The sequence below is a fragment of the Vibrio sp. MA40-2 genome, from assembly GCF_047302445.1.
Taxonomy (GTDB): domain Bacteria; phylum Pseudomonadota; class Gammaproteobacteria; order Enterobacterales; family Vibrionaceae; genus Vibrio.
In genome coordinates this window covers 1,580,020-1,606,570 of the sequence record NZ_CP178627.1, presented here as the reverse complement: position 1 = coordinate 1,606,570, position 26,551 = coordinate 1,580,020, and the positions used below count along the sequence as shown (strand labels likewise).

At 39.6% G+C, this 26,551-nt stretch carries 22 protein-coding genes; 7 read left to right on the top strand and 15 right to left on the bottom strand.

Annotated features, from left to right (window positions below; genetic code table 11):
* Positions 1-141: 141 nt before the first annotated feature.
* The 13 genes from ACLKML_RS07050 to ACLKML_RS06990 form a co-directional block, all read right to left on the bottom strand.
* The gene (locus ACLKML_RS07050; protein ID WP_413283006.1) at positions 142-2,151 is read right to left on the bottom strand and encodes a urocanate hydratase; all 2,010 of its coding nucleotides are present in this window, start codon (positions 2,149-2,151) and stop codon (positions 142-144) included.
* A gap of 24 nt (positions 2,152-2,175) precedes the next feature.
* Positions 2,176-3,003 (bottom strand): N-formylglutamate deformylase, encoded by an 828-nt coding sequence (hutG, locus tag ACLKML_RS07045; protein ID WP_413283005.1) that lies wholly within the window; start codon positions 3,001-3,003, stop codon positions 2,176-2,178.
* Complete coding sequence (gene hutI / locus ACLKML_RS07040) at positions 2,996-4,219, bottom strand: imidazolonepropionase (RefSeq protein ID WP_413283004.1); 1,224 nt, start codon at positions 4,217-4,219, stop codon at positions 2,996-2,998. The genes hutG and hutI overlap by 8 nt, the downstream gene beginning before the upstream one ends.
* A gap of 11 nt (positions 4,220-4,230) precedes the next feature.
* A complete protein-coding gene (hutH, locus tag ACLKML_RS07035) occupies positions 4,231-5,763 on the bottom strand; it encodes a histidine ammonia-lyase (protein ID WP_413283003.1) in 1,533 nt (510 codons plus the stop codon).
* A gap of 275 nt (positions 5,764-6,038) precedes the next feature.
* Complete coding sequence (locus ACLKML_RS07030; RefSeq protein WP_413283002.1) at positions 6,039-6,794, bottom strand: SDR family NAD(P)-dependent oxidoreductase; 756 nt, start codon at positions 6,792-6,794, stop codon at positions 6,039-6,041.
* Positions 6,795-6,808: 14 nt separating this feature from the next.
* Entirely contained in the window at positions 6,809-7,774 is a 966-nt protein-coding gene (locus tag ACLKML_RS07025) for a zinc-dependent alcohol dehydrogenase (RefSeq protein ID WP_413283001.1), read from the bottom strand.
* Between the two features lie 14 nt (positions 7,775-7,788).
* The gene (locus ACLKML_RS07020) at positions 7,789-9,087 is read right to left on the bottom strand and encodes a hypothetical protein (protein WP_413283000.1); all 1,299 of its coding nucleotides are present in this window, start codon (positions 9,085-9,087) and stop codon (positions 7,789-7,791) included.
* Positions 9,088-9,090: 3 nt separating this feature from the next.
* Entirely contained in the window at positions 9,091-10,404 is a 1,314-nt protein-coding gene (hisD, locus tag ACLKML_RS07015) for a histidinol dehydrogenase (protein WP_413282999.1), read from the bottom strand.
* A 19-nt stretch (positions 10,405-10,423) separates the two neighbouring features.
* Positions 10,424-11,188, bottom strand: coding sequence for an ABC transporter ATP-binding protein (locus ACLKML_RS07010; RefSeq protein ID WP_413282998.1), 765 nt, complete (start codon positions 11,186-11,188; stop codon positions 10,424-10,426).
* Positions 11,189-11,190: 2 nt separating this feature from the next.
* Positions 11,191-12,048 (bottom strand): ABC transporter permease, encoded by an 858-nt coding sequence (locus tag ACLKML_RS07005; protein WP_413282997.1) that lies wholly within the window; start codon positions 12,046-12,048, stop codon positions 11,191-11,193.
* Positions 12,049-12,056: 8 nt separating this feature from the next.
* Positions 12,057-13,037 (bottom strand): ABC transporter substrate-binding protein, encoded by a 981-nt coding sequence (locus ACLKML_RS07000; RefSeq protein WP_413282996.1) that lies wholly within the window; start codon positions 13,035-13,037, stop codon positions 12,057-12,059.
* 952 nt (positions 13,038-13,989) lie between these two features.
* The gene (locus tag ACLKML_RS06995; RefSeq protein ID WP_413282995.1) at positions 13,990-16,353 is read right to left on the bottom strand and encodes a GH36-type glycosyl hydrolase domain-containing protein; all 2,364 of its coding nucleotides are present in this window, start codon (positions 16,351-16,353) and stop codon (positions 13,990-13,992) included.
* A 66-nt stretch (positions 16,354-16,419) separates the two neighbouring features.
* Complete coding sequence (locus ACLKML_RS06990) at positions 16,420-17,451, bottom strand: LacI family DNA-binding transcriptional regulator (protein WP_413282994.1); 1,032 nt, start codon at positions 17,449-17,451, stop codon at positions 16,420-16,422.
* Between the two features lie 215 nt (positions 17,452-17,666).
* Between ACLKML_RS06990 and ACLKML_RS06985 the strand changes: the two genes are divergently transcribed.
* From ACLKML_RS06985 to ACLKML_RS06970, 4 genes are read left to right on the top strand one after another with little or no spacing between them, the layout of a single operon-like run.
* The gene (locus ACLKML_RS06985) at positions 17,667-18,896 is read left to right on the top strand and encodes an ABC transporter substrate-binding protein (protein WP_413282993.1); all 1,230 of its coding nucleotides are present in this window, start codon (positions 17,667-17,669) and stop codon (positions 18,894-18,896) included.
* 50 nt (positions 18,897-18,946) lie between these two features.
* A complete protein-coding gene (locus ACLKML_RS06980) occupies positions 18,947-19,855 on the top strand; it encodes a carbohydrate ABC transporter permease (protein WP_413282992.1) in 909 nt (302 codons plus the stop codon).
* A 5-nt stretch (positions 19,856-19,860) separates the two neighbouring features.
* Complete coding sequence (locus tag ACLKML_RS06975) at positions 19,861-20,787, top strand: carbohydrate ABC transporter permease (protein WP_413282991.1); 927 nt, start codon at positions 19,861-19,863, stop codon at positions 20,785-20,787.
* Between the two features lie 3 nt (positions 20,788-20,790).
* Positions 20,791-21,885 (top strand): ABC transporter ATP-binding protein, encoded by a 1,095-nt coding sequence (locus tag ACLKML_RS06970; protein ID WP_413282990.1) that lies wholly within the window; start codon positions 20,791-20,793, stop codon positions 21,883-21,885.
* 218 nt (positions 21,886-22,103) lie between these two features.
* On the opposite strand, the gene ACLKML_RS06965 is transcribed toward ACLKML_RS06970, so the two are convergent.
* Positions 22,104-22,247 (bottom strand): hypothetical protein, encoded by a 144-nt coding sequence (locus ACLKML_RS06965; RefSeq protein ID WP_413282989.1) that lies wholly within the window; start codon positions 22,245-22,247, stop codon positions 22,104-22,106.
* 509 nt (positions 22,248-22,756) lie between these two features.
* On the bottom strand, positions 22,757-23,581 hold the full coding sequence (locus ACLKML_RS06960) for a sugar phosphate isomerase/epimerase family protein (protein WP_413282988.1): 825 nt from the start codon (positions 23,579-23,581) through the stop codon (positions 22,757-22,759).
* Positions 23,582-23,759: 178 nt separating this feature from the next.
* On the opposite strand from ACLKML_RS06960, the gene ACLKML_RS06955 reads away from it, so the two are divergent.
* The 3 genes from ACLKML_RS06955 (at position 23,760) to ACLKML_RS06945 (ending at position 26,550) form a co-directional block, all read left to right on the top strand.
* Positions 23,760-23,897, top strand: a complete 138-nt coding sequence (locus ACLKML_RS06955) for a hypothetical protein (RefSeq protein WP_413282987.1) — start codon at positions 23,760-23,762, stop codon at positions 23,895-23,897.
* 270 nt (positions 23,898-24,167) lie between these two features.
* On the top strand, positions 24,168-25,106 hold the full coding sequence (locus ACLKML_RS06950) for a LysR family transcriptional regulator (RefSeq protein ID WP_413282986.1): 939 nt from the start codon (positions 24,168-24,170) through the stop codon (positions 25,104-25,106).
* Positions 25,107-25,344: 238 nt separating this feature from the next.
* Positions 25,345-26,550, top strand: coding sequence for an acetyl-CoA C-acetyltransferase (locus tag ACLKML_RS06945; protein WP_413282985.1), 1,206 nt, complete (start codon positions 25,345-25,347; stop codon positions 26,548-26,550).
* Position 26,551: the final 1 nt, after the last annotated feature.

Genomic DNA, 26,551 nt, shown 5'->3' with positions numbered 1-26,551 from the left:
AGTTAAATCAATTTCTATACTATCTATGTCTATATTATCTATTTCTCGATATCTTTACTTCTTTACTTCTTTACTTCTTTACTTCTTTACTTCTTTACATAGAAACAGATAAAAAATCGCGCTGGAAAACAATAACAAACGCTACTGGATGAGTGAATCAAGCAATGAATCGTCCGCAAAATGTGGAATGGTAACGGTCAGGTTTGGTTCGGCGGCCATGGCGCGTTTAATCGCAAATACCGCCCCTTCATTTCTCGCCCAGCTTCGTCGAGAGATGCCATTATTGACATCCCAATGAAGCATAGATTTTAGCTTTTTATCGCTCTCTTCCGACCCATCAAGCATCATTCCAAAACCGCCGTTAATTACTTCTCCCCAACCAACGCCACCGCCATTATGGATACTCACCCAAGTTGCGCCTCGGAATGAATCTCCAATAACATTTTGAATCGCCATATCCGCAGTGAACCTTGAGCCATCGTAAATATTCGACGTTTCACGATAAGGTGAGTCGGTACCAGAAACATCATGATGATCTCGTCCCAGGATAACCGGAGCAGAAATGGTCCCATCCTTAATAGCCTCATTAAACGCTTCTGCAATTCTCATGCGACCTTCTGCATCGGCGTATAAAATTCGCGCCTGAGATCCAACCACTAATTTGTTCTCTTTTGCTTGTCGAATCCAAAGCAAGTTATCGGCAATTTGTTGTTTTATTTCTTCTGGTGCCTCTTGATGCATTGCTTCTAACACATCGCCTGCGATTTTATCGGTCATATCAAGGTCTTTAGCATCGGAAGACGAACAAACCCACCTAAATGGACCAAAACCATAATCGAAACACATAGGTCCCATAATATCTTGGACATAAGATGGGTATTTAAAGGAGCCATCCTGATTAACAATATCAGCTTCAGCGCGACTTGCTTCCAAAAGAAAGGCGTTGCCATAATCGAAGAAATACATTCCTTTAGCCGTCAGTTTGTTAATTGCTTCTACATGCCTTTTTAGCGTGTCTTGCACCGCTTGTTTAAATTGCTCTGGTTGATTGGCCATCATTTCATTGGATTGCTCAAAACTATAACCGACAGGGTAATATCCTCCGGCCCAAGGGTTATGTAATGAGGTCTGATCCGAACCTAAGTCAATAGTAATATCTTCATCAACCAAGCGTTCCCAAAGATCAACAATATTACCTACATACGCAAGCGATACTGGCGCATGTTGTTCGATGGCGAGTTTCATTCTGGTAATGATTTTATCTAGATCTTCGTGGACTTCATCAACCCAGCCTTGCTGATGTCTTTTATAGGCCGCTTTAGGGTTAATTTCGGCAACTACGCCAATGGTTTTGGCGATCACTGCGGCTTTAGGTTGTGCACCACTCATACCACCTAGTCCAGAGGTGACGAACACTGGTAACTTAGATTTATCGCGATTTTTTTGCATTCTTACGGCATTTAATACTGTGATCATTGTCCCATGTACAATACCTTGAGGGCCAATATACATAAAAGATCCAGCCGTCATCTGTCCATATTGAGTGACACCTAGCGCACTAAATTTCTCCCAATCATCCGGTTTTGAATAATTTGGGATCATCATTCCATTGGTAACGACCACTCTTGGCGCATTCTTATTGGATGGATACAGCCCCATCGGATGCCCAGAGTAAAGGACCAAGGTTTGCTCATCCGTCATCTCTGCCAAATATTTCATGGTTAAACGATATTGAACCCAATTGGAAAAAACGGCGCCATTGCCACCGTAGGTGATCAGTTCTTCAGGGTGTTGAGCAATCGCATTGTCAAGGTTGTTATTTAGCATCAACATAATCGCTGCGGCTTGCTTAGACTGGTGTGGAAATTCATTAATCGAGCGAGCCTTCATCTCGTAGTCAGGCTTGTATCGATACATGTAAATTCTGCCGTATTGCTGTAACTCTTGATAAAACTCTTTAGCAAGAACGGCATGGTGCTCTGTATCGAAATATCTCAACGCATTTTTCAGCGCCAATTTTTTTTCATCAGATGTCAGAATGTCTTTTCTTTTCGGCGCATGGCTCAGGCTGCTATCCCTTTCTCGTTTTGCAGGCAATGTTTTAGGAATGCCTTCTAATACCAATGCCTTAAAATTTTTCTCGCTCATCATAGGACTCCTTTACTATTTTGAAAATTAACGAACATACTGTTGATTGCCTGTGCTGATTAAGGTACTAATTAATTGCTTTAAAATAGGTTTAAGCTGCTGCGTTTTAACAACATCGAGTTGATACCGATTTGCTGCATCCGTTAAGGCCTTATCCGTCAAATAAGTTGCTTGCGATAACTCTAACTGAATGGCGTGGATATCCTGCTCTGGTTGGCCAAAACATCGGGTGATATAGCCCCCTTTAAATCGACCATTACTCACTTGATTAAAACCACTATTGGCTATGACTTCTTCTATGCTTGAAAGTAAGGCTGAAGCACTAGCCGCTCCGTCATTATTACCAAAGTTAAAGTGAGGTAACTTACCATCAAATAACATCGGCACTTGCTCGGCGATACTATGCGCGTCAAACAGAATAGCGTAGCCGAACTGCTGTTTAATACGATCAAGCTCATGCCCGATTTTTTGATGGTAAGGGCGCCAAATATCGCTTTTTATCTGCTCTTTTAGTTCAGCTGAATGTTGCTGACCGGATAAAAACACCGCTTGATCGGAAAATAAAATCTCTGGGAAAAGACCCGTGGTTTTACTTGTGTACAAAGGTTTATCATCAATAGGTCGGTTTAAATCAACTACATAGCGTGAATAACTTGCGCTGATCACACTGACATTCAATTCTGATAAAAAATCATATAATTCAGCAAGATACCAATCCGTATCGGGCAAGTTTTTCGCTTGCTCTGTTAGACGTTGTTCCATGTTCGGTAACAATGACGTACCACTGTGCGGCATACTCACTAGAACAGGACTATTTCCTTGCTGAAAATGGAAAGGGCTTGTGATCTCATGCATGTTGAATCTCTCCTGATTTCACTCGGGTTTTTAGCACATCACCACCAATCCAATAGCTGAGTTCGCCGGGACTTTCTACGTCCCAACAAACAAAATCTGCGACTTTTCCAAGGCTCAAATCTCCATGCGTTGCAGATAACCCTAAGGCTTGCGCGGCATGCACCGTGGTGGCAGCTAAAGCTTCTTCTGGTGTTAAATCAAATAAAGTGCACGCCATATTCATCATCAATCGAAGTGACAGAACCGGTGATGTACCCGGATTAGCGTCGGTTGCAATGGCCATCGGAACATTATATTTCCGCAGCAAATCAATTGGTGGTTTCTGCGTTTCTCTAAGGGTAAAAAAGGCCCCCGGTAGTAAGACGGCAACCGTTGCCGAATCTGCCATAGCGGAGACATCAGCTTCAGTCATAAACTCAAGATGATCGGCAGATAAGGCCTGATAACGCGCGGCCAATGATGAACCGCCCAAAGAGGACAATTGCTCAGCGTGCAACTTAACCGGTAATCCAAGGGAATGCGCGGTTTTGAAATACTTTTCTACCTGTTTAGGATTAAATGCGATGCCTTCACAAAACGCGTCAACTGCATCGGCAAGTTCCAATCTTGCTACTTCAGGCAGAACCTGATCACATAAATAATCAATATACTCGTCTGCTCGGTCTTTATACTCGATTGGTAAGGCATGTGCGGCTAAACAAGTTGTGCGAATATCAACCGATAACTCCTCAGCTAAAGAACGGGCTACTTGTAGCATTTTTATTTCATGTTCAAGCGATAAGCCATAACCAGATTTGATCTCTAAGGTGGTCACGCCATCTTTTATTAATGAAATCAAACGACGTTTTGCCGAAGCAACTAATTGTGCATGGCTTTCTGTTCGTGTTGCATTGACGGATGCGGCAATCCCACCGCCCTGTTCAGCGATCTCTTTATAACTCACACCATTGAGCCTTTGTTCAAATTCATTGGCGCGATTGCCACCAAAAACCAGATGCGTGTGGCAATCAATTAAACCGGGCGTCACCCATCCTCCAGCCAAGTCATTCTGCTGTTTCGCTTCATAGTTCGGTAAATCAATCTGTTTACCAATCCACGCGATACGGCCATTTTTTACACCAATCGCCGCATCTTCGATCTGGTGATATCGCCCGTTAGTCATGCTAGCGAGATGAAATCCAAACCAGATCGAATCAAATTCTATATGATTATTCATGCAATCCCCCTTTAACAGCTAGGTAGCAGTCCTTCAGGCATAAGCTTGTTATGTACCGCCTCTGCCAATAAGTCGTTCGCTTTCTCAATATCTAGCGCGAAATAACGATCTTTATCATAAAACGGTACTTTTGCTCGAAGCTCAGCTTTGACTTGTTGTAACACTTCAGATGAGGCAAGAGGAGCTCGAAAATCTAATCCCTGTATGGCAGATAAAAACTCAACTGCCAAAATTCCACGGGTATTTTCAGACATATCTTTTAAACGACGAGCAGCAAAAGTGGCCATTGAAACGTGATCTTCTTGGTTAGCCGAAGTGGGTAAACTGTCAACTGAAGCAGGATGCGCATAAGTTTTATTTTCACTGGCTAACGCAGCAGCCGTTACTTGAGCAATCATAAATCCTGAGTTTACACCACCATTATTAACCAAAAATGGCGGTAAGTTGCTCAAACTGCTATCAATTAGTAAAGCCATACGACGTTCTGACAAACTGCCAATTTCAGCAATCGCCAATGCAAGATTATCAGCAGCAAACGCGACGGGTTCTGCATGGAAATTTCCGCCTGAAATAATATCGTCTTCCGCGGCAAAAACTAATGGGTTATCAGATACCGAGTTTGCTTCGACTAACAATGTTTCAGCTGAGTGACGAATTTGATCTAAACACGCCCCCATCACCTGTGGTTGACAACGTAACGAATATGGATCTTGAACTTTCTCACAATCAACATGAGACAAACTCAATTCGCTACTCTCAGTTAATAAATGACGATAAGCAGTCGCTGCATCTATCTGACCTTGATGTCCACGAACTTGGTGTATTCTGTCATCAAATGGACGACGGCTGCCAAGGGCCGCTTCTACCGATAATGATCCACAAACAATCGCCGATGCATACAGATCTTCGGCATAAAATAATCCTTCTAAAGCAAACGCCGTGGATGCCTGCGTGCCATTCAGTAGCGCTAAACCTTCTTTGGGTGCCAACGTTATTGGCTCTAAGCCAGCAATCGCTAAAGCAGCTTGTCCGGAAATAATTTCGCCTTTGTAACGTGCTCGACCTTCACCAAGAAGTATCGCGCTCATATGAGCCAGTGGAGCAAGATCGCCCGACGCACCAACCGAGCCTTTTTGTGGAATACACGGATACACTTGCTTGTTGACTAACGTCATAAGCGCTTCAATTACCGATAAGCGAATGCCGGAGAATCCGCGAGCAAGGCTGTTTACCTTTAATGTCATAATTAACTTAACAGTCGCATCGTTCATCAGCTCACCGATACCAGCGGCATGCGACAGCACAATGCTGCGCTGCAATTGATCAAGGTCTTCTGCCGCTATACGGGTATTCGCAAGTAAACCAAAGCCGGTGTTAATACCATATACCGCGCGATCTTCAGCTATTACATCATTTACTACCTGTGTACTCGCATCAATACCTGCCACTGCATTTTTATCTAAGGTTAATGACACTTGTTCTCGGCTGATGTGGCGCAATTCAGCTAGCGTTAATTTCCCTGGTTTTATTGTCAATTCAAACATGAACAATGTTCTCCGTAACGTCTGTTAATTCAAGTTATATGTTTGTATACCACTGATTGAGATCAGGCTCAGACTGTATCATTGCAACAAATTAACCTTACATGTATATACAAGTCATTACAAATGATAAGAGCAAATCAAATTTAGTACAAGATATTTTTATAGAAGTCGCTATCAGAAAAAAAGCAAAGTACCAATACCTTACTTTTAGATAACGAGATAAATGAACGCCATCAACAAATAATGTCCCGATGACCTGTATAGACGATGCTAATCTATATGGATGCTAAATATCCACCATCAACATATATCACCTGCCCAGTTATATATTTTGAGGCATCAGAAGCTAAAAATATGGCACTGCCGATCAAGTCATCCAGTTCACCAAACCTTTGTTGAGGAATTTTACCCAACATAGATTCACACCAATCACTATCGTTATAAAAAATCTCGGTCATCTCTGTCTGAAAATAGCCAGGTCCAATGCCATTAACACGTATCCCTTGTGATGCCCATTCGGTACTCAACGCTCTTGTCATACCTAAAATACCAGATTTAGATGCACCATAAGGCACCGCGCCAGGAACACCTACTTCACTTGTAAGAGAACACAAATTAATAATGACCCCGTCTCCTTTTTCGATCATCTTTTTGGCCGCGGCCTGAGCACAAAAAAACGCACCTTTCAGATTGGTATCAACCACTTTATCCCAAATATCTTCTGTTACATCAATAGAAGAGCAAACCTGTTCTACGCCCGCATTATTAACAAGAACATCTACACTGCCGAGTTGGCTAAAGGCAGAATCAATACTGGCTTGGTTTGATACATCTAATTCTAATGTCGTTATGCTGCCCGAAACGTCCCCAATCAAGCAAATCGCTTTCTCTAGCCGATTTTTAGAACGAGCAGCTAACACCACATTCGCTCCTTCTTGTGCAAACGCTTTTGCTATAGCGAAACCAATACCGCGACTTGCCCCAGTAACAACAACGGTCTTATTAGATATAGAGAAACGTGATTTGGTCATAATACACCTCGAATTTATGGACAAATAATAGCTTTAAGATAAGGCGCCGGTTTGTCCCTTAACCTTTGATAAGTTGAAGGAATATCTTCTATTGGAATAGGCAATGAAATGAGTTTTTCTAATTTTGGCGTTAATTTTTCCAATAGTTCAATAACCTCCATTTGCTCATGTTGAAATACACTGCATCCAATTAGATGAAGTTCTTTCTCGACAACAGATAAAATATCAATCTCTTTATTTGAATGCGGCAAACCAACTAAAGCAATACGCCCAGCAGGACGTATCTCTTGAACTAGAGTATTAATAACAGAAGGGATACCAGTTGCATCAACGCCAAACGAATATTGGTCGAATGACGTAAGGCTCATTATATTTTGTAACAATGCCTTCCTATCAACATTTGGCTCTGACAAATCGATTTCACAATCATATAACTCTTGGAGTAATAGCGCGGTTAACCCTCCTATTGTTCCACCACCAAACACCTTAATTCTTTCTCCTCTATTTGGTGCTAATTGATTAACGGTACGCAATGCCACCCCTAAAGGCTCACTAAGCACAGCGATAGAAGGAGCAAGTTCAATCGGTACTTTAAGTAACGAGGTTTGAGATATTGTTACAAATTGGGCAAATCCACCATTGCACACTTCACCAACAAATCCTAAATGTTCACAATGGTTAAACGCCTGATCTAGACATGCAGGACAATGTCCACAATATGAGCGCGAATCGGCAACGACTTGATCTCCAACAGCAAAACCCTTAACGTCACAACCAACCTCAATAACAGTGCCACAAAATTCGTGCCCAGGAGTAACAGGCACAGATGCCAACCATTGCCCTGTTTTAAAATTATGTATATCTGAGCCACAAATACCTGCTGCGGTAACACGAATTTTAACGCTATCACCAAAAATTGGATCTTCAGAAATATCTTCAATTCGAATATCACCGATTCCATACAATCGTGCTGCTTTCATATTAACGCCCTCTTTTAAGGTGTCTCTAATGAGTCTACCCAATGGCTTAGCCCTGCATCATTGGAACTTGCTAGACTTACCGCAAGCGCAAAACCAAGTGCAGAACTGTAGGCAGTATTCGAATTGTCTGCAGATGCCCTTAAGTTCATAACCAAGGTCGGACAACAGAATAAACCTAATCGAATTATTTCTTTCCAGTGAGCAGGTAAGGCATTTTTATCGGCCAAAAACTGTATCAGTGGCTTCCAATAATGCGTCATTTTTGAATCTAAAAATGACTGACGTAATGGGGTTAAATCCCAATTATGATTGATGTGAATCGTCGATGTTTCATCGTTAAAATACACATTGATATCATAGTTACTCTCCACTTCTTTTGGTTCATACAGCCAATATGGGTGAGCAAATATATTATGAAACGTTGCTTTTATTTCAGATAAAAGTGCAGGAATATATTCACCAGCAAAAGCAGGATCAAACATAGACAAACTTGGCTTATCTGATTGTTCGAACCACACATTGGCATTATGCGCATCACCATGCGCGGTTACGACACCATGATTCGCTAAGTTGATAGGATCAAGAACGTTTGAAGCTTGCTGAAATAGCTCAAAAATAGTGTGAGGATAATCAATCCCATTTATCTGCCATTTTGCATTGGCAAAGGTATCCCAATCCAGCACTACACTGCCAAGCGCGAAAGTTTTACCTACGTAAAATTTAGCGACTCTACCACCAAATCCTACAGGGTTTACCTTGTCCACCAATCGGCGATAAAAAAGTTGATGAATAGCTTCAGAGTTTACTTGTGTCTTGGTTCCTACTCGATACGAGTTCAATGTTTTTCCTAATACAAGTTTATCAAAAGCAACTTGAGCTTCGATAACCGGAGCCATATTTGCCCAGTCCTTTTGCATTTCTATCGTTCTACATACGTCAGCAAGGCGTTGTTCGTCTCGTTTGGTATACAGCAATATTTGCCGACCTGGCTCTTTACAGGCAAACACCGGCACATCAACTGGAAAACCATGTTGCTTGAGTAACTCAGCTCTATAGTATTCCTCGATAGAGTGTTCTTCTCCCTCTTCGTGGTGATATTTAAAAAAATAATCCGATGAATCGATGAGCGATACAATACCGTTCAGCGAATTCAAGCTGTATTGATCTCGGTTAATGGTAAGCTGTTTAACTTCAACACCTGTTATCTGGGATATAAGAAGCATCAATTTGGCCCGCGCTTCATCCCATTGTGCAAGTTTACTTAATGCATGAGCTTCTGCCGCTAATGGCTGTTTATGAACAGGTAAATTCATAAATTATCCTAATATATCAGTACGTTTACTTGAGACCGCCAAGGCATGACTTGAAAACCCTTCGTACTCAGCAAAACACTTGGCTTTCTCAGCAAGTTCGGTGTACCCCTCTTTCGTTACATAACCAATCGAGATTCGTTTCATATAATCAAATACAGATAGCGGTCCAGCCGTTTTAGCTGCGGAGTTTGTTGGAAGAACAGCGTTAGGACCTAACACAAAATTACCTAAAGAGACTGGCGTATAATTACCCAGCAATATTTCCCCAGCATTGCGAATTTTTGTCATTATCGCCATAGGTTCTGCCGCTAATATTTCTAGATGCTCCGGAGCATATTGATTAACAAATTCAATGGCATCGACAAAGGTCTTAGTTAAAATAATTCCACCATGTTCTCCACAAAGTACGGCCTGTGAAAAATTGGCTCTTTGCTCCGTTAGCTCTTTCCAATATCCCGGAATGGCTTTAATTGCTTCATCAACAACTCGCTGAGATGATGTCACTAGGAATGCAGAGGAATCAGGGCCATGCTCGGATTCAATAAGAAGATCAAGTGCCGCAAGTCTGCCGTCAACCGTTTCATCAGCCAGAATCACACTCTCACTAGGTCCTGCCGGAACTCCTGGGTCTAGCAGATGAGTCAATTGTTTTTTCGCTGCCACAACCCAAGGACTGCCAGGGCCAACAATTTTTAAACATTTTGGCACAGATTCAGTACCATAAGCGACCGCAGCAACACCTTGTGCTCCACCACACTTATACACCTCTTTAATTCCAACTAAACGAGCGGCAACTAACGTGGCATCATCCACTTTTCCATCTGGACCCGGAGGAGTAATAACAACTGGGCGTAATACACCAGCCACCACAGCAGGCACCGCAGTCATAATTAAAACACTAGGAAACGATCCTTTACCACGAGGCACGTAACAAGCAACCGAATCTATCGGAACATGTCTATCGCCAGCAAAAGCACCTGGTTTCATTTCCTTTAACCACATCTCTTCTGGCTTTTGTGCTTCATGGAACACTCTAACATTCTCAACGGAGTATTTAATCGTTTCAATAATCTCTGGATCAAGATTATTGAACGCCGCTTCAAATTCACTTTCTTCTGCTTTGATAGAAAAATGTTCAGGGATCACACCATCAAAATCACGACCAAATTGAATTAGTGCTTCATCCCCTTGTTCTTTTACCTTAGCAATAATAGGCGTCACTTTATCGCTAAAGAATGAAAGGTCAGATTCCGTTCTAGCCAATAACTCTTGTGGGATTTCTTTATTATCAGTTAAATCAAAAAAAGAAATATTCATTTTTTACATCCTTATAAATTTATACCATTTCTAATGGCTGACTGATTCTGTCATAGATATGTTTCTGGAAATTGGCAAAGGTTTCGGTACGGGTAATAGAAATAGGTCTTGGCCTTGGTATATCGATATTCAATGTGTCGTCAATTGCACCAGGCTTCATAATCACCACTCGATCAGCAAGATAAACGGCTTCTTCAATATCATGGGTAACAAACATAACCGTTAGGCGATGCTTTTCCCAAACCTCAAGTAACAGTTGCTGCATCTGATGACGAGTCATAGCATCCAGAGCACCAAAAGGTTCATCCATCAATAAGATTTTTGGTCGATAAGATAACGCTCTTGCGATAGCAACACGTTGCTTCATGCCGCCAGATAATTCAGAAGGGAACTTATCTGCTGCTTGACTCAATTTAACCAATTCTATATGTTCTTGAGCTCTTTCTTTACAATCCACACCAGTATAACCAGCCGCTTTTAAGGCAAATTCAATATTCTGTCGTACGGTGAGCCATGGTAATAACGTATATGATTGAAATACGACACCTCTATCAATACCTGGTCCTTGAATGGGATTATCATCGACAAGAACATCACCTGAATCAAAACCTTCTAATCCTGCTGCGATAGAAAGTAAGGTACTTTTACCACACCCCGATGCACCAACAATAGCAACAAATTCATTATTGGCTAAGGTAAGGTCGATACCATTCAAGACGGTATGCATTTGCTTTTTCTTGCCGGGATAACTTTTAACTAGGTTCTTTATAGTTAAGGAAGACATACTTATCCTTGTTTGTTATATCGGAAAAGGAACTTCTCAGCGGCACGCATGATTTGATCAGTAATTAAACCTAATAAACCTAATAACAATATGTAGCCAATGATAGTATCTGTTTGAAAATAACGCTGGGATACGACAATTCTGTAACCTAGGCCAGAAGTAGAAGCAACAAGCTCTGCTAGTACTAACCAAGTCCAAGCCCACCCTAAACTAATTCTTAACGCATCCCATATATTGGGTAGAGCAGCAGGTAAGACTATTTTTAACAAAATTTTGCTGTCACTCATTCCTAGAGTTCGCCCAAGACCAATGAAATCTTTTGGAACTCGTTTTACGGCATCAATCATCATAAGCACTTGCTGGAAAAAAGTGCCGATCCAAATAACCAAAAATTTCTGAATATCATCGGTACCAGTCCAAAGAATGGTCAATGGTACAAAAGCAACCACTGGCATATAGCGAATAAAATCGACCAACGGCTCGACAATCGCCTTAATCACTCCATAACATCCTGCTAGAATACCAATCAAAATCGACATTACTGAGGAAATAAAAAAAGCAATTGTAATACGGTAGAGACTACTCTGCATATCCTCAAACAAGGTGCCGTCGCTGGCTAGACTAATAAGACGAGTGACAACTTGTTCTAAACCTGGTAAAAAAATTGGCTTAACTCTGCCTGTTGAGGTTACGAACCACCATACAAAAAACAGCACAAAGAAAGTCATTACACCAATGACAATTGCTTGTGTTTTACTTGGCGTTTGTCCAATAGTTAAAAATGAACGTTTCAAAACGGTACCCTGCTTTGGCTTAGTTTCAACAGGAGAGCTTTCGCTCTCCAGATTCGTTTCAGACATAAAAATCCTTATTCTTTTTCAATGAATGAAGAATCAATAACCTGACTGAAAGTTAATTGGGTTGAAATAATGTTGGCCTCATTCGCTGCTTTGAGAATATGAGGGTAGGTTTCATTCTTAAACTCGTCTGCTAACATACTTTTGTTTGCTGCAACATCGAGGTATTTAACGCCATCGAAAGCCGTTTCCAGATCCTTGGGATCCGCGCCAACTGCTTTGGAAATGATTGCACGTCCTCGAGATGTATTAGTATTATATTCATTTAGAGAATCAGCCCAGACATTGATTAATGCGGTTACTTGCTCTGGATTGTCATCAATTACCGACTGACGAACCACAAGTACATCACTAATCAGCCCCGGATCAGATGCGCCTGAATACAACATTTTTATTGATGAGTCGTTCTTTTTTGCAACGGTTAAATAAGGTTCATAAGTAACGGCAATAGGTACTTGGCCTGCGATAAGAGCACTACCGGCATTTGATGCTGGCATAGGTATTGGGCTAATATCATCTATAGTTAACCCAACTGAACTTAATGCACTATGTAACAAAATATCACTAGTAGTGCCTTCTTCATACGCGATACGCTTGCCTTTTAAATCTTCTAATGATGTTATATCACTAGAAACAATCAATGCATCCGCAGTTTCACTTTGGTCAAGCAACATGACAACTTTAACGGGTAAGCCAGCGGAAATCATTCCCATTGCGGTATGAGTTGCAATATTCGCGGCATCAATTTGACCACTCGCTAAGGCGGCATTAATATCTTTATCTTCAGCAAAGTTAATCACATCAACTTTATCGAATCCTTCCTTTTTAAATAATTTATCTTCAGACGCTATATGCCAAAGCCCATAACCTAACCAAGGTTCTATTCCCATTTTTAACTGTCCTAAACCAGCGGCTAACGCATTAGAGGAACAAGCAAGTGCTATTGAAAACGCGACGCTTTTACAAAATGTTTTACTGTGTTTTAACATCATTATCTGACTCTCCATGTGATAAATATTTTATTTGAATAGATATGTATAGATGAGCAAGCAGATTCTATGCCATCCCCGTGTTCATTATTTAATTTGAACAACAAGGCTTCTCCTAGCTAACGCTTCATTTTATCGACAGTATTGATAAAATACGTTTTAAATTATTGTTTATATTGAATATTTATAAATATAAAGGCAGGTTTTTTTTTATACATTATGTCAAATGAAACGTAGTATTGACGCCAAAATTTAAATGCTATTCAGCTAACGAGCGCTATAAGAGAACGGACTAAAATAAAAGAACCTCGCGACTCTTAACTAAATTTTATCCAGATTAAGCTAATTTATCCCGTGTTCTATCTGAATTTCAGCAAGAATCAATCTTATATATACATGTACGATCGTTTCTAGGTTTTATCCAAGCTTATTTTTATTAACACAATTAGTGGATAAAAAGTATGCGTAGAATATCTTGTTATTGACGCACTACTCTCGCTCAACTCACCATAATAGGGCGCAAAACTGGTGCGAGCGATTCACATAATGCAAATGGTCTCGACCATTTAATCGATGTTATTACCTATACCTATTTGGCAGCTGGATCCGTTTTAGACACAATCTGTAGAGCTTTTCTTTTACGCATTAGAGACATACTATATAAGCATGCTGTTCTGGCTTTTCAAAAGTGAGCACATCAACAAGTTGTATATACGTGTACATAAAAATACTGATTTTTTGTCAACAATTTTTGCAAGTTAATAAGTTATAAAATTAACAAATATCAGCATTTATTATTTATAACTCAAGATAAAATGGTTGACAGTCCCTACGATAATAACTGTACAAGAAGGAATGGCGGAGGCCTAGGTTACAATATGAATGATTAAGGAAGTAAGTTTTGTCCGGCTTCGTTCATCATACTACTTTGGTTTACCTAGACTCCGTAAACATATTAGTTTGTTGAAGGATAGTGAATCGTCACTTGGTACTGTTTTCCTTCCTCTATATTTTTAATTACATTGCCACTTATCGGTTGCCCATCAACTACAATGCTGATGTGAGCGTTATCATGACTCTGGATATAATCAATGTTAAACGTCGCTTTTCTAAATAAGCGGATTACCTGTGCTTTATTCCAATGAGAAGGAAGTTGGGGGGTTATCTCAAGCCCTTGTGCACAACCTTTTAAGCCGAACATCTGCTCGATAATCAATCTATATATCCATGCCCCCGTCCCCGTATTAAATAGGTTGCTTGAACGACCTGCGGTTTTTGGGTACTGGTAGTATGCGCCGCGATAATAATTGGGGATATAGATAGGTAACTGGCCACGTTGCTCAAAAGTATTACCGTCACTTAACATTTTTCTAATCACGTCATAAGCTCGATCAGACTCGGAAATGCTATAAAGACTCGCGGCGTAAAATGCAGCTGCATGATTATATACCGAACCATTTTCTGCGCTTCCCGGCCATTTTTGTGTCACTCGACCAACATCTTCCCGCATTTTAGTGTAAGCAGGTGCTAACAGCATGACGCCATAAGGAGTAACAAGCTGTTTATCGACGGCAGTCAGCATGGTTTGCTGTTGGTCTTTATCGCAAATATTAGCCAAAATTGCCCAACTTTGTGCATTAAGATAAATTCGACCTTCTTTATCTTCTGCAATACCAAAAGTAACACCGTCGTCGGTAATGCCTCGAGCATACCAATCTTGTTGCCATAGGTGTTTATTAACAGCAACTTTAAGATCTTGAATTGTTTTAGAGAAACCTAATAATGTCTCTTGATCGTTATGCTGTCGACTGATTTCACTCCAAAGTTGTAAACTATAACTGAGAGCTTGAGCAAGCCAACCCGATACCCCTTTGCCTTTGTGTCCTACCATATTCATAGGGTCACACCAATCTCCTTGCGCGATATAAGGCAACCCACGAGAATCTCGTGATTGAGTCATAAAGCGCATCGCTTGATTCATATGCTCAAGGACACTACTTTTTTCTCTATTATCTTTCCATTCGATTTCTTCAAATAGAATTTGAGTGTCGTTGGTTTCATTCAGATACGCTTGCAAAATTAGCGAGAGCCAGACGCCATGGTCAGTGTGCGGGACTTGATTTATGAATTTTAATTCTGCTTCTGGCGTTAACAATATTCCATCAGGCATTTCACCATTGCAATGTTGCTGAGCCAACGCAGTCAGTATCACTTTTCGACATGCCGTTGAGTCAATGTATGCCATACCCATACCGTCTTGTAGTAGGTTTCGTGTTTGAGGATCGGTGGTTAAACGGTGGGTATCACCATGGTAAAACACTTGTCTAGGCAACCAGTGATTTACGAAATGATCAAAATTAGTGTCCGATGTTTCTATATCAATAACACCTTGGCCTGACATCACATAATCTTTGTAAACCTTAGTCTCTAATACTGGCTCCTTCTTGCCAAAATGCAGCTGTTTTATTTCTGCAACTTCTTGTCTATTTAAAGCCGGACCAAAAATCAAATTAACTTTTTCACTAGCTAATGAGGAAAGAGAAAAACAATATTGCATCGCGCAAATCGGCATTTCATAACTGGATTCACCATTCGAAAGATTGCTCCCTTTTTGCAACGCAGTTGGATTATGTAACCCTCCCTGCCCTTCGAACGCTTCCATTCTAATTTCAAAATAATCGGGTGTTCGGTCAGCAAGCAGATAGGTAGTGTCTTTTAGTGATGCGTTTTTCGAATAATCTTCTACTTTCTGATATGGAGTAATCGAGGTGCAAATAATGCCATTTAACTCATGATCAAAATGACCGCCCATATTCATCCAAGACATATAACCCACCGGAAAATAAGGAACCAAAGACACTCGTCTTTGACATTCTGAAAGGTTTTCTATTGAAACAGTCCAAAGTTCCGCAGCATGCGTCGCACTTAAAGTGAGATAAACATGAACACGAATATTGAGTTTCTCTACCGTCCACTGTATGTCAGCAAGCCCGGGCGCATATTGGTAGCAATCGAGCTCACCTTTTACTGGCGCGAACGGCGCTGAAAATAACTCACCCGTTTCATCATCTCTGACATAGAAGAAACGGCCAGGATGATGAGCGAAATAAGGTTGCTCAGGTTGCATAAAACTTTTGGCAGCTAAGTTAGGTGCATGAGCGTATTTTTGCGGTTCAGGGTTCATATACTGTGCAACCGCATAGCCCTGACAATTCATATGAATCATCATCTTTTTATTCCAAAGATAGCCTGCCGAATTAGGAACTAACGTGGGGTCAGACAATAAAAATCGTTTTCCATTTTCAATAAACTTTGACATCAGAGCTCACTTTTATAAAGGTTGATAATGCATCAAATTCTCATCAGAACGGTATGCTTTATAGTATTAACTGGACTCTCGAATACTTAGCTGTGGAACAAAATGCGTTTGAATAGGTAACTGCTCGCCATAACATAAATTTAATAATTGATGGCAAGCATTTCGCGAAACTTCTTCTAAAGGAGTATGCACACTAGTCATTGTAGGAGAGGTGTAAGCAGCAATATCAATGTCATCATAACCGACAACTGCAACCTCTTTTCCCACAACAATACCATTGGCATTGAGTTCAGACATGGCAGCCATTGCGCTGTTATCATTACCGCAAAATAGAGCAGTAAATGGTTTGTTTTTCGCGATTAGAGTTTTGGTTGCTTCGAGACCTTGAGCAAAACTATACCCTCCCGAAACGATAAGGTCGGTATCGATATTGATGTTATTTTCAGCAAGCACATCCATAAAACCTTGATGGCGCTTTTGTGCATCTTGTGCATTCATACGACCAGTTACTATCGCAAAAGCAGTGTGCCCTAAACTGACCAGATGTTCAGCAGCTAAGCGGCCGCCTAAGTAATGATCAATGCTGAATGATTTATTGGGCAAATCAGGAAGTTCTCGATTTAAAAAAATGATATTAGCGTATCTGGATTCAACTTTAACCAGTTCGACAATAGACAATTCAGGGCACGACATAAGAATGCCATCACAATCTCTTTCTATTAGATAATCTAAACACTTCAACCTTTCTTGGTCGGTATGAGCATCTTCTGCATTAGCCAAAATAATATGCTTATCTCGTTTTCTTAGCTCTCTTTCGATTGTTTGTAGCATTTTGCGGTGAAATGAGCCGGAAAACGAAGGAACCCAAAGCCCGATAATATTGGATTTTTTTGATGAAAGAGAACGAGCCATGCTATTTGGACGGTATTGTAAGGCGAGCATGGCTGCATCAATTTTCTCTCGTGCTTTATCAGAAACAGACTGGCTCCCAGAAATATGCCTGGAAACGGTTCCAACCCCAACTCCAGCTAATTTTGCTACATCTTTTATTGTTGCCATATTGTGTTTTATCTGCGCGTTTTCCAATGTAATACACATATTCTAGAGTCTTTTTATTCCTTTTTGTAGTGATAATTACCTCAATTTCGTAAACATCATCAAAATGTGACCGGTAACACAAGACTAAAGATTAGACAAAACTTAGAGTAGAATAACTAGATATTTTTGATGTATAAATAAATACATGGAATCGGTTCCATTTGTATATTTGAGTATCCTACAACTTATATAACATACAAAAACAAAAGGTACATATGATGAAGAATAAATTAACGTTAGCTATCGCACTTGTTACTACTTCTTTCGGAGTGGCGGCAAAAGAAGAAGCTGAAGTCATGCACTGGTGGACATCTGGTGGAGAATCAGCAGCAATTAAAGTATTAGCTAATGCTTATGAAAAAGAAGGCGGAGTTTGGAAAGACAGCGCCATTGCAGGGGGATCTAATGCACGTTCAGCCGCTATCAATCGCATGATTGGAGGCTCACCTACTACTGCTGCCTTATTTAATACTTCTCAGCAATACCATGAGATGATTGCGGAAGATATGTTGAATAACATTGATGTAGTAGCAAAAGCCAACAACTGGGATCAAATTCTTCCTCAACCAACTCTCGATGCCATTAAAGTGAATGGACATTTTTATGCAGCCCCGGTCAATATTCACATGCCGGGGTGGTTCTGGTACTCAAAGGAAGCATTTGAAAAAGCGGGCATTGATAAAGAACCACAAACAACTGAAGAATTATTTTCAACATTGGATAAGTTAAAAATCGCTGGCTACATACCACTAGCATTGGGTGGGCAAAGTTGGCAAGAAAATCTGTTATTTGCCACTGTATTAAGTAATGTCGGTGGTAAAGATCTTTATCTAGATGCGCTTGGCAAGCGAGATAAGGAAACACTAGATTCAGCCGAGTTTAGACAGGTTGTTGATACCTTTCTTAAATTAAAACCTTATGTAGACTCAGGCTCTCCAGGACGAAACTGGAATGATACAACATCATTAGTAATCAATGATAAAGCAGGGATCCAAGTGATGGGCGATTGGGCAAAAGGTGAATTTACTCAAGCCAAAAAAGTAGTTGATGAGGATTTTGGTTGTTTCCCTGGCTTAGGCGATGATTCGCTATACATTGTTGGTGGTGATGTATTTGTTTTCCCTAAAACCGATGATAAAACGCAAATGCAAGCTCAACATAAACTGGTTGAAACAATGTTAATGCCAAGCACACAAATCGCATTTAATAACCTTAAAGGTTCGATTCCTGTACGTACCGATTTAGATGTTTCCTCAATGGATAGTTGCGCCCAAAAAGGAGCAGAAATTCTTAAGGTAGTCGAACGTCAAATACCTGATGGTTCTATGCTAATGGAAGAATACTTATACGGTTCATTAAAAGATGCAGTAACAGAAGTCTGGAACGGTAAAAATATGACGACTGATAAAGCCGTCGGGATTTTCACGCAAGCTTTACGTAATTAATATCGATTATGCACCTAGCCGAAAAGCTAGGTGCTATCGTTAGGATACGAATGAAAGGAATGACAATGGATATCGTTGTAATGAAGCGGCATATGAGGCGAAACTTACTCGCGTACTTAGCTGTAATCCCCATGGCACTAACCGTATTTATTGCTTACATGGGCACCATGTTTTGGTCAGTTCGATTATCTTTTAGTAGCTCGAGAATGTTACCTAAAAGTGACTTTGTTGGATTTGCACAATATGAACGATTATTTGAAACCTCTCGCTGGATCATGTCACTAGAAAACTTAGTAATTATCGCCGTTCTTTTTTTGTCTATATGTTTTATTTTAGGATTTTTATTATCCATTTTTATAGACCAAAAAATCAAAGCAGAGAGTTTTTTTAGGACCGTTTTTCTCTTTCCTTATGCGATGTCATTTATTGTTACTGGTTTAGTGTGGCAATGGATATTCAACCCACAACTAGGTATTCAAAAGACAATACAAGATATTGGATGGGAATCTTTTTCATTTGATTGGATAGTTAACCCTGACATGGTGTTGTATACCATAGTAATAGCAGCAGTTTGGCAAGGTTCAGGCTTAGTTATGGCGCTATTGCTAGCCGGTTTACGAGGAGTGGATGAGGATTTGTGGAAAGCGACTAAGATTGATGGGATTCCTACTTGGCGAGTGTATGTAAGCATCATATTGCCAATGTTACGACCAATGATTATTACTACCGTTGTATTACTTTCTATCAGCATTATAAAAATGTATGACGTTGTAGTCGCAATGACAATGGGTGGACCAGGGATTGCGAGTGAAGTCCCAGCTAAATTTATAATGGATAACTTGTTTGAACGAGCCAACATTGGACTAGCAACAGCAGCATCGACAGTGTTGTTATCGACAGTACTTTGTTTGATTGCACCATTTATCTATTCAAATTACATTAAAAAACAGGGACGCTAATGACGATGAATAAAACAATCTCAAAAAATAATAAGCGCCCAATAAAAACCGAAATTAGAATACAAGACAGAAAAAAAACCGTAAAAGCAAAGTGGACTAGAATTGGTATTTATGGCTTTCTAACTACTACTGCTCTGTTTTTTTTATTACCTTTGTATGTCATGTTAGTGACTTCTTTCAAGGAAATGGATGAAATTAGAATCAGTTCTATTTTTGCACTACCTCAGCAATTCAATATGGATGCATGGAAAATAGCTTGGAGCAGTGCGTGCACTGGTCTGGAATGTACAGGGTTACAAATTGGTTTTTGGAACTCAGTGCAAATATTAATTCCTAGTGTCATTATTTCCGTTATGTTTGGTGCGATAAATGGATATGCACTCTCTTTTTGGAAAATTAAAGGAGCAAACCTACTTTTTGCTTGCCTGTTACTTGGTGCTTTTATTCCCTATCAAGTTTTTATCTATCCTCTTATTCGTGTGTACGCCAGTATTGGTATTTATGGAACGTTAAGTGGTGTAGTGCTTTCTCACGTTATATTTGGTATGCCGATAATGACTTTGCTGTTTCGAAATTATTACAGTGGCTTACCAATGGAGTTATTCAACGCGGCCAGGATCGATGGCGCTGGGTTCTTTAAGGTATTTTTCTCTATTATTTTCCCTATGTCGGTCCCCATTATTATTGTCGCAGTTATCATGCAAGTGACAAATATTTGGAATGACTTTTTAATTGGTCTGGTATTTGGAGGCAACAACAACCTTCCAATGACAGTTCAACTTAATAATATCGTAAATACCACCACTGGTGAGCGTGCGTACAACGTTAATATGGCAGCAACCATATTAACTTCGCTAGTGCCACTGGTCATATATGTTGCCTCTGGGCGTTGGTTTGTTAGAGGCATCGCCTCTGGTGCAGTAAAAGGATAAATCATGGGTGTAGTTAATATAAATAAACTTGATATTAGTTATGAAAATACCAAGGTTGTTAAACAATTAGATTTAGAAATCAAAGATGGTGAGTTTTTAGTATTGTTAGGCCCTTCTGGATGTGGAAAATCAACCTTACTTAATGCCATTGGTGGACTGATTGACACTAGTGGTGGAAGCATACACTTCGATAATACCGATGTAACATGGTTGGATCCAAAAGATAGAGGTATCGGTATGGTTTTTCAGTCCTATGCCCTTTATCCAACCATGACAGTTTACAAAAATATGTCATTCGGACTCAGCATTGCTGGAGTTGATAAAAAGACTATAGATAAAACCGTTGCTTGGGCAGCTAAGTTATTGCAACTTGAACCTTATCTTGACCGCAAACCTTCGGCTTTATCTGGTGGACAAAGGCAACGAGTTGCTATTGGTCGAGCTTTAGTAAGAGATGCTGATATTTATCTATTCGATGAACCTTTATCTAATTTAGATGCAAAATTACGATCTGAATTAAGGTTAGAGATTAAAAAACTGCATAAAAAATTATCGTCTACCATGATATACGTTACTCATGATCAAATAGAGGCATTAACACTAGCCGACCGTATTGCGGTAATGAAAGACGGAATTATCCAACAATTAGATACTCCACATGCTGTGTATAACAAACCTACCAATTTGTTTGTGGCAACGTTTTTAGGCTCCCCTGCTATGAACTGTATTGAAGGAAAACTAGAACATGAAAGCAACATGATCTATTTTGTTTCAGGAGATTTACGAGTTGATGTTACAAACTATCCATTTATAGATAAAACCACTAACAATCAAAAAGTAACATTAGGAGTGCGACCAGAGCATTTAACTTGCCAAATAGATTTAGAAGATATAAAGCACTCTTCACATCAAGGTAATGTTGAACTTAGTGAGCCAATGGGTTCCGACACTTTGTTGTGGACTCGATTACCATCTGGGCACTTACTTTCTCATCGAATATCAAGTGAACAAGTTGTCACCGTTCAAGACAGTGTAAATTTAAGTATTGATGCAGAGAAATGCTCTCTGTTTGATAGTCAAACGACAGTAAGGTTGTAGTTACTGAGGTACTAAGTAAATATCAAACTAAACAATATTAAATAATGCGGCGATTACTGAGATTCTACCTGCCTAAAATCATAGGTTAGTGCAGATAAAAAGAGGGAATTTAGACCATCAATATTTAGACTAAAATTGACGAAAATTTTAAAAAAAATAAGAGCCTTGAAGCAAAATGTCAAGGCTCTATCTTATTGCATGTTGGCTATTATTTTCCATTAGCTTAAGCATAGTTTGCGGAAAAATCTCGCTAAAATAGACTGCTTTTCTGCTGTTTCTTCAGCGGCTTCGCGTGACATTTTCTTAAATTTTTCATCTAAAATAAGAGTCGAAACATACATAGCACTAATATCATAATTCATAATTTTCTCACTTTTTTGTATTTTAATTACCTGACAAATGTGATTCTAATCACATTTTTATCAAAATTCAAGGCGAGAAGATTAATTTTTAGTATTTTTATTACATAAATTAAATTTCAGTATGCATAAATCAGCCTTGAGACAATCAACTATCAAATCAGCAGATAGACTTTACTTGATCTCATGCTTCAATCTATTTAACGTGCTTCGCGAGCTATTTAACGTACTTCGCGAACAAGAACGTTTCTTACGTATATTTTAATGACATGTATTAGCTTTGATTGCGACAGTGTGGTTGACTCTAGATGGGTGTGACTAATGAAGAATTACAGTAATGGAGAAAATATACAATTGCCGATGCTAGTTGTTAGTCAGAATTAGAACTTTCTGTACGATCTCGGATTAATCGTTACTATCATCAGGATAAGGAGCTTTCCTTGATAAAGCAAAACACTAGTTGTGCTCTGCCTTACCAAGAACATCATTATTAAGCAGGGGTAAACCAAGAATTAAAATAAAGCCTTCATGCCTTTGAGCATATCTCCAGCGATCGTATAATGATCGGCTTCCCAAAGTTGATCATTTAAAAACTCACCTGAATAAAAACCGTCATAACCAGTACTTCTGATAGCGTCAACCCATTCTTTTAATGGAATATCACCTTCACCGATAATAACGTCTCGTAACTCTTTCTCATCAACCCAAGGTTGACCTTCATCCGGACGAGAGCCATCTGCAATATGCACATTATAAATTAACTCTTTATCAATAGTCGCCATATCTTCAGGTGTGGCACCACGACAAGCCCAAAAATGCCATGTATCTAAAATAAAGCCAAAGTTATCTCGGCCTACCGCATCATGTAAACGATAATAATCATCCAGCGATGCAATCGGACACCATGCTGCCCCCTCATATTGGAAGCGGATACCATGTTCAGCGCCTATATCTGCCATATGGCGAATATTTTGTGCAGTAAGTCGAATATTATCTTCTTTTGAAAAGCCATTAAGTGCTTCAAACGCATTCAATTGAATTGTTGGGCAGCCGATTTCTTTAGCAAATTTAGATAATACCTCAACTTCTTTGAAAACACGTTTTTGCATCTCTTTATCTGGAGCTTCACAGTGACCAATAATATCAATCGCAGAAGGAGCTATACCCGCAGCATCCATATGAGTTTTAAAAGCTTCGGCTGTAAGGCCAGCATTGATATAACGCCATAGTTTTTCTGTGTGGATCTCTAAACCCGTATAGCCTGTTTCTTTTGCTAATCGAATATCACTAATTATATTCCCGTGAAGCGAGCACATACCATGCAATGCAAATTTCATAATGATTCCTTTTAAAATAGAGTTATTTCGTTAAGAAGTAGCATACAATTTAATGAAAAATATTTTCTGATTTAGATCTCAATTTTGAAAAAATCAAATAAAAATGCAATAAATCATTAGAAACCATTCAAAAATATAGAGAAAATATGAAAATTATTTTCCAAAACAGAGGGGCATCATGCTTAAGATCACATTTAATCATGCTATTAACAATAATGAGGTTGATCGTAGTATTGATGGATATGATGAAATAGTGCTATGGGATATTCATAAAAAGAACAAAAAACGAGACAATACGCTGACTTTCACTACGTGATTTAATAAAAACATTCGACTAACAGCATCTAGAATAAGTAGCTAAAATAATAAAACTGATATTTAAAATCAGAATGTGAGGCCGATTAAAAACACACGAAATAACACCTCTCAATTTACAATAAAAAGCGGTAATATAGAAACGCAATTTCAATTTGTCTATGTGTATATCTCTGACTATTCAAATTTTATTAGGTGAACTCATTCAACCTTTTATTTTACAACGAGAGTGTATGATAGAGAACAACATAATAATTAAAAAAGGGTTCACATGCTCGATAAAATGGCTTTTTTTGTTTACGTTATCCGTACAGGCTCTATTTCATCAGCCGCGAGAAAGTTTAATATTTCTGTATCTGCGGGTAGTCGATGGTTACAAGACTTAGAACAGCATTTTAGTACTACGTTATGTCGTCGTTCTAATCGTCTATTAGAAGCAACCCAAGCAGGTCAAACATTATATGAAGAATTTTCACCTTTGGTTGACAACGCTGAACGTATTAGCCGTAAGTTAGAAGATTTTCAAGACCACGAAAAAGGCCAAATTAACATTGCTTGTACGCCTGTTTACGCTAACCATTTTTTAATAGCACAAGTAGCAAAATACACAAAACTAAACCCACAGGTCACGTTCAATATTAACGTAACCCCTTGGGGATTAGATCATGCTAGCACTAGTGATATTATGATTACGGCGAATGCCAACTTTCAAGGTTATCGAGAAAAAGATCTACTACTTGTTAAAAGAGAATTAATGCAATGCCCTTTTGTGGTTGTTGCATCACCCGATTATTTAGCACTCCACTCTCCTATTTCTCATCCTCAAGAACTAAAAAATCATTCATGTTTAGTTGCCACCACTTTAACGGGTAGCAATGACTGGATATTTCGACAAGGGATAGACCATCTTATTTTAAAAATTCCAAAAACGATTGAAGTTAATGACAGTGATCTCCTGTTAAATAGTGCTCTTAATAGTGCAGGAATAGCCTATTTACCTAATTTTGTCGCTGAAAATGCAATATCAAATGGCACCTTAACACCATTATTTGAAGACTACGAAACCAGTATGTGGAGCCTTAATATCTATTATCATTCATTAAAAAGTGCGTCACCTGTGGCAACTAAATTTAAAGAGTTCCTACTCAAAGAATGCGAACGTTTAAACCAAGAACATCTCTCATTAAGAAACGAGTTTCCTGCAAAATAACAACATTCAAACACAAACATAACTTAAAATACGTAAGTATTATTGGCGTAGGAAAGAGGCTATGACAGTAACTACTATCCGTAAAAATCACATATTTTTATCACCTATTAATCTGTGATCTATGTTTAATTTGGTCCTTGCATTTACGCAAAGCGACTTTGATTTTATGTCTATATCGTCGTTTCATCATGCCCTCTAAACTAAATCCAACAGAAAAACAGAGTTGGAGCAAAATGAAATGAAACGTGTATTTATCGTCGCAGCAAAACGTACCCCTATCGGCAGTTTTAACGGTGCACTGTCATCTTTATCGGCTGTTGAGCTTGGTGTGCATGCCATTAAATCTACCCTTGAACAAGTAGAACTTCCCGTCGATCAAATTGATGAAGTTATCGTAGGCAACGTATTAACTGGCGGTACAGGAATGGGACCCGGTCGTCAAGCGGCGATTAAAGCAGGGATACCAGATTCAGTCCCAGCTTATACCATTAATATGATTTGTGGCAGTGGTATGAAAGCCATTATGGAAGGCGCTAGCCATATCCGTTCAGGGGACGCCGAAGCCGTTCTAGCTTGCGGTATGGAAAGTATGTCTAACGCTGCTTATACCTCGAGTGGACAAATTCGAAGAGGTTATCGAATGGGCCACCAAAGCATGGAAGATACCATCATAAAAGATGGTCTTACCGATGCATTCCATAATTATCATATGGGTGTTACCGCTGAGAATATCGCTAAGAAACTCAATATCACTCGCGAAGAACAGGACGAATTTGCGCTTCAAAGTCAAAAAAAGGCGACCTTGGCTCTCCAAAATGGTGACTTTGAAAATGAAATCGCACCTATTTCTATTGTAGGGCGCCGTGCAACCGTTGAAGTTCATCAAGATGAATATCCAAAAACAGATTGTACTATAGAGGCGTTACAAAAACTTAGACCGGCATTTGATAAAGAAGGTACTGTCACCGCCGGTAACGCCTCTGGAATAAATGACGGAGCATCAGCCATCTTGTTAGTTTCTGAAAGTACAGTTCAACGCTACAACCTAACTCCTCTCGCAGAATTGATTGAATATGGTCAAGGTGGCGTGTCACCGGAGGTTATGGGGTTAGGCCCTATACCTGCGATTGCTAATACGCTAACAAAAGCCGATATCGCATTAAGTGATATCGATGTATTTGAGCTCAATGAAGCCTTTGCATCTCAAGCTATTGGTGTAATTAAAGGGCTCACAGAACAACATGGCGTAGACGAAAACTGGTTACTTGAACGTTGCAATTTAAGTGGTGGTGCAATTGCACTCGGACACCCAATCGGTGGCTCTGGCAACCGTATCGTAACAACATTAATTCACCAACTTCAACGCACCCAAGCGACTTATGGCCTAGCATCACTATGTATTGGTGGTGGCATGGGAACAGCCGTACTACTAAAACGTTGTTAAT

Coding starts and splice junctions, on each gene's coding strand:
- ACLKML_RS07000 (WP_413282996.1), bottom strand. CDS start 13,037: ATGATGTTAAAACACAGTAAAACATTTTGTAAAAGCGTCGCGTTTTCA.
- hutH (WP_413283003.1), bottom strand. CDS start 5,763: ATGTTTGAATTGACAATAAAACCAGGGAAATTAACGCTAGCTGAATTG.
- ACLKML_RS07030 (WP_413283002.1), bottom strand. CDS start 6,794: ATGACCAAATCACGTTTCTCTATATCTAATAAGACCGTTGTTGTTACT.
- ACLKML_RS06965 (WP_413282989.1), bottom strand. CDS start 22,247: ATGAATTATGATATTAGTGCTATGTATGTTTCGACTCTTATTTTAGAT.
- ACLKML_RS06955 (WP_413282987.1), top strand. CDS start 23,760: ATGCTTAAGATCACATTTAATCATGCTATTAACAATAATGAGGTTGAT.
- ACLKML_RS06960 (WP_413282988.1), bottom strand. CDS start 23,581: ATGAAATTTGCATTGCATGGTATGTGCTCGCTTCACGGGAATATAATT.
- ACLKML_RS07020 (WP_413283000.1), bottom strand. CDS start 9,087: ATGAATTTACCTGTTCATAAACAGCCATTAGCGGCAGAAGCTCATGCA.
- ACLKML_RS06980 (WP_413282992.1), top strand. CDS start 18,947: ATGAAAGGAATGACAATGGATATCGTTGTAATGAAGCGGCATATGAGG.
- ACLKML_RS06945 (WP_413282985.1), top strand. CDS start 25,345: ATGAAACGTGTATTTATCGTCGCAGCAAAACGTACCCCTATCGGCAGT.
- hutI (WP_413283004.1), bottom strand. CDS start 4,219: ATGAATAATCATATAGAATTTGATTCGATCTGGTTTGGATTTCATCTC.
- ACLKML_RS06985 (WP_413282993.1), top strand. CDS start 17,667: ATGATGAAGAATAAATTAACGTTAGCTATCGCACTTGTTACTACTTCT.
- ACLKML_RS07050 (WP_413283006.1), bottom strand. CDS start 2,151: ATGATGAGCGAGAAAAATTTTAAGGCATTGGTATTAGAAGGCATTCCT.
- ACLKML_RS07010 (WP_413282998.1), bottom strand. CDS start 11,188: ATGTCTTCCTTAACTATAAAGAACCTAGTTAAAAGTTATCCCGGCAAG.
- hisD (WP_413282999.1), bottom strand. CDS start 10,404: ATGAATATTTCTTTTTTTGATTTAACTGATAATAAAGAAATCCCACAA.
- ACLKML_RS07005 (WP_413282997.1), bottom strand. CDS start 12,048: ATGTCTGAAACGAATCTGGAGAGCGAAAGCTCTCCTGTTGAAACTAAG.
- ACLKML_RS06970 (WP_413282990.1), top strand. CDS start 20,791: ATGGGTGTAGTTAATATAAATAAACTTGATATTAGTTATGAAAATACC.
- ACLKML_RS06975 (WP_413282991.1), top strand. CDS start 19,861: ATGAATAAAACAATCTCAAAAAATAATAAGCGCCCAATAAAAACCGAA.
- ACLKML_RS06995 (WP_413282995.1), bottom strand. CDS start 16,353: ATGTCAAAGTTTATTGAAAATGGAAAACGATTTTTATTGTCTGACCCC.
- hutG (WP_413283005.1), bottom strand. CDS start 3,003: ATGCATGAGATCACAAGCCCTTTCCATTTTCAGCAAGGAAATAGTCCT.
- ACLKML_RS07025 (WP_413283001.1), bottom strand. CDS start 7,774: ATGAAAGCAGCACGATTGTATGGAATCGGTGATATTCGAATTGAAGAT.
- ACLKML_RS06950 (WP_413282986.1), top strand. CDS start 24,168: ATGCTCGATAAAATGGCTTTTTTTGTTTACGTTATCCGTACAGGCTCT.
- ACLKML_RS06990 (WP_413282994.1), bottom strand. CDS start 17,451: ATGTGTATTACATTGGAAAACGCGCAGATAAAACACAATATGGCAACA.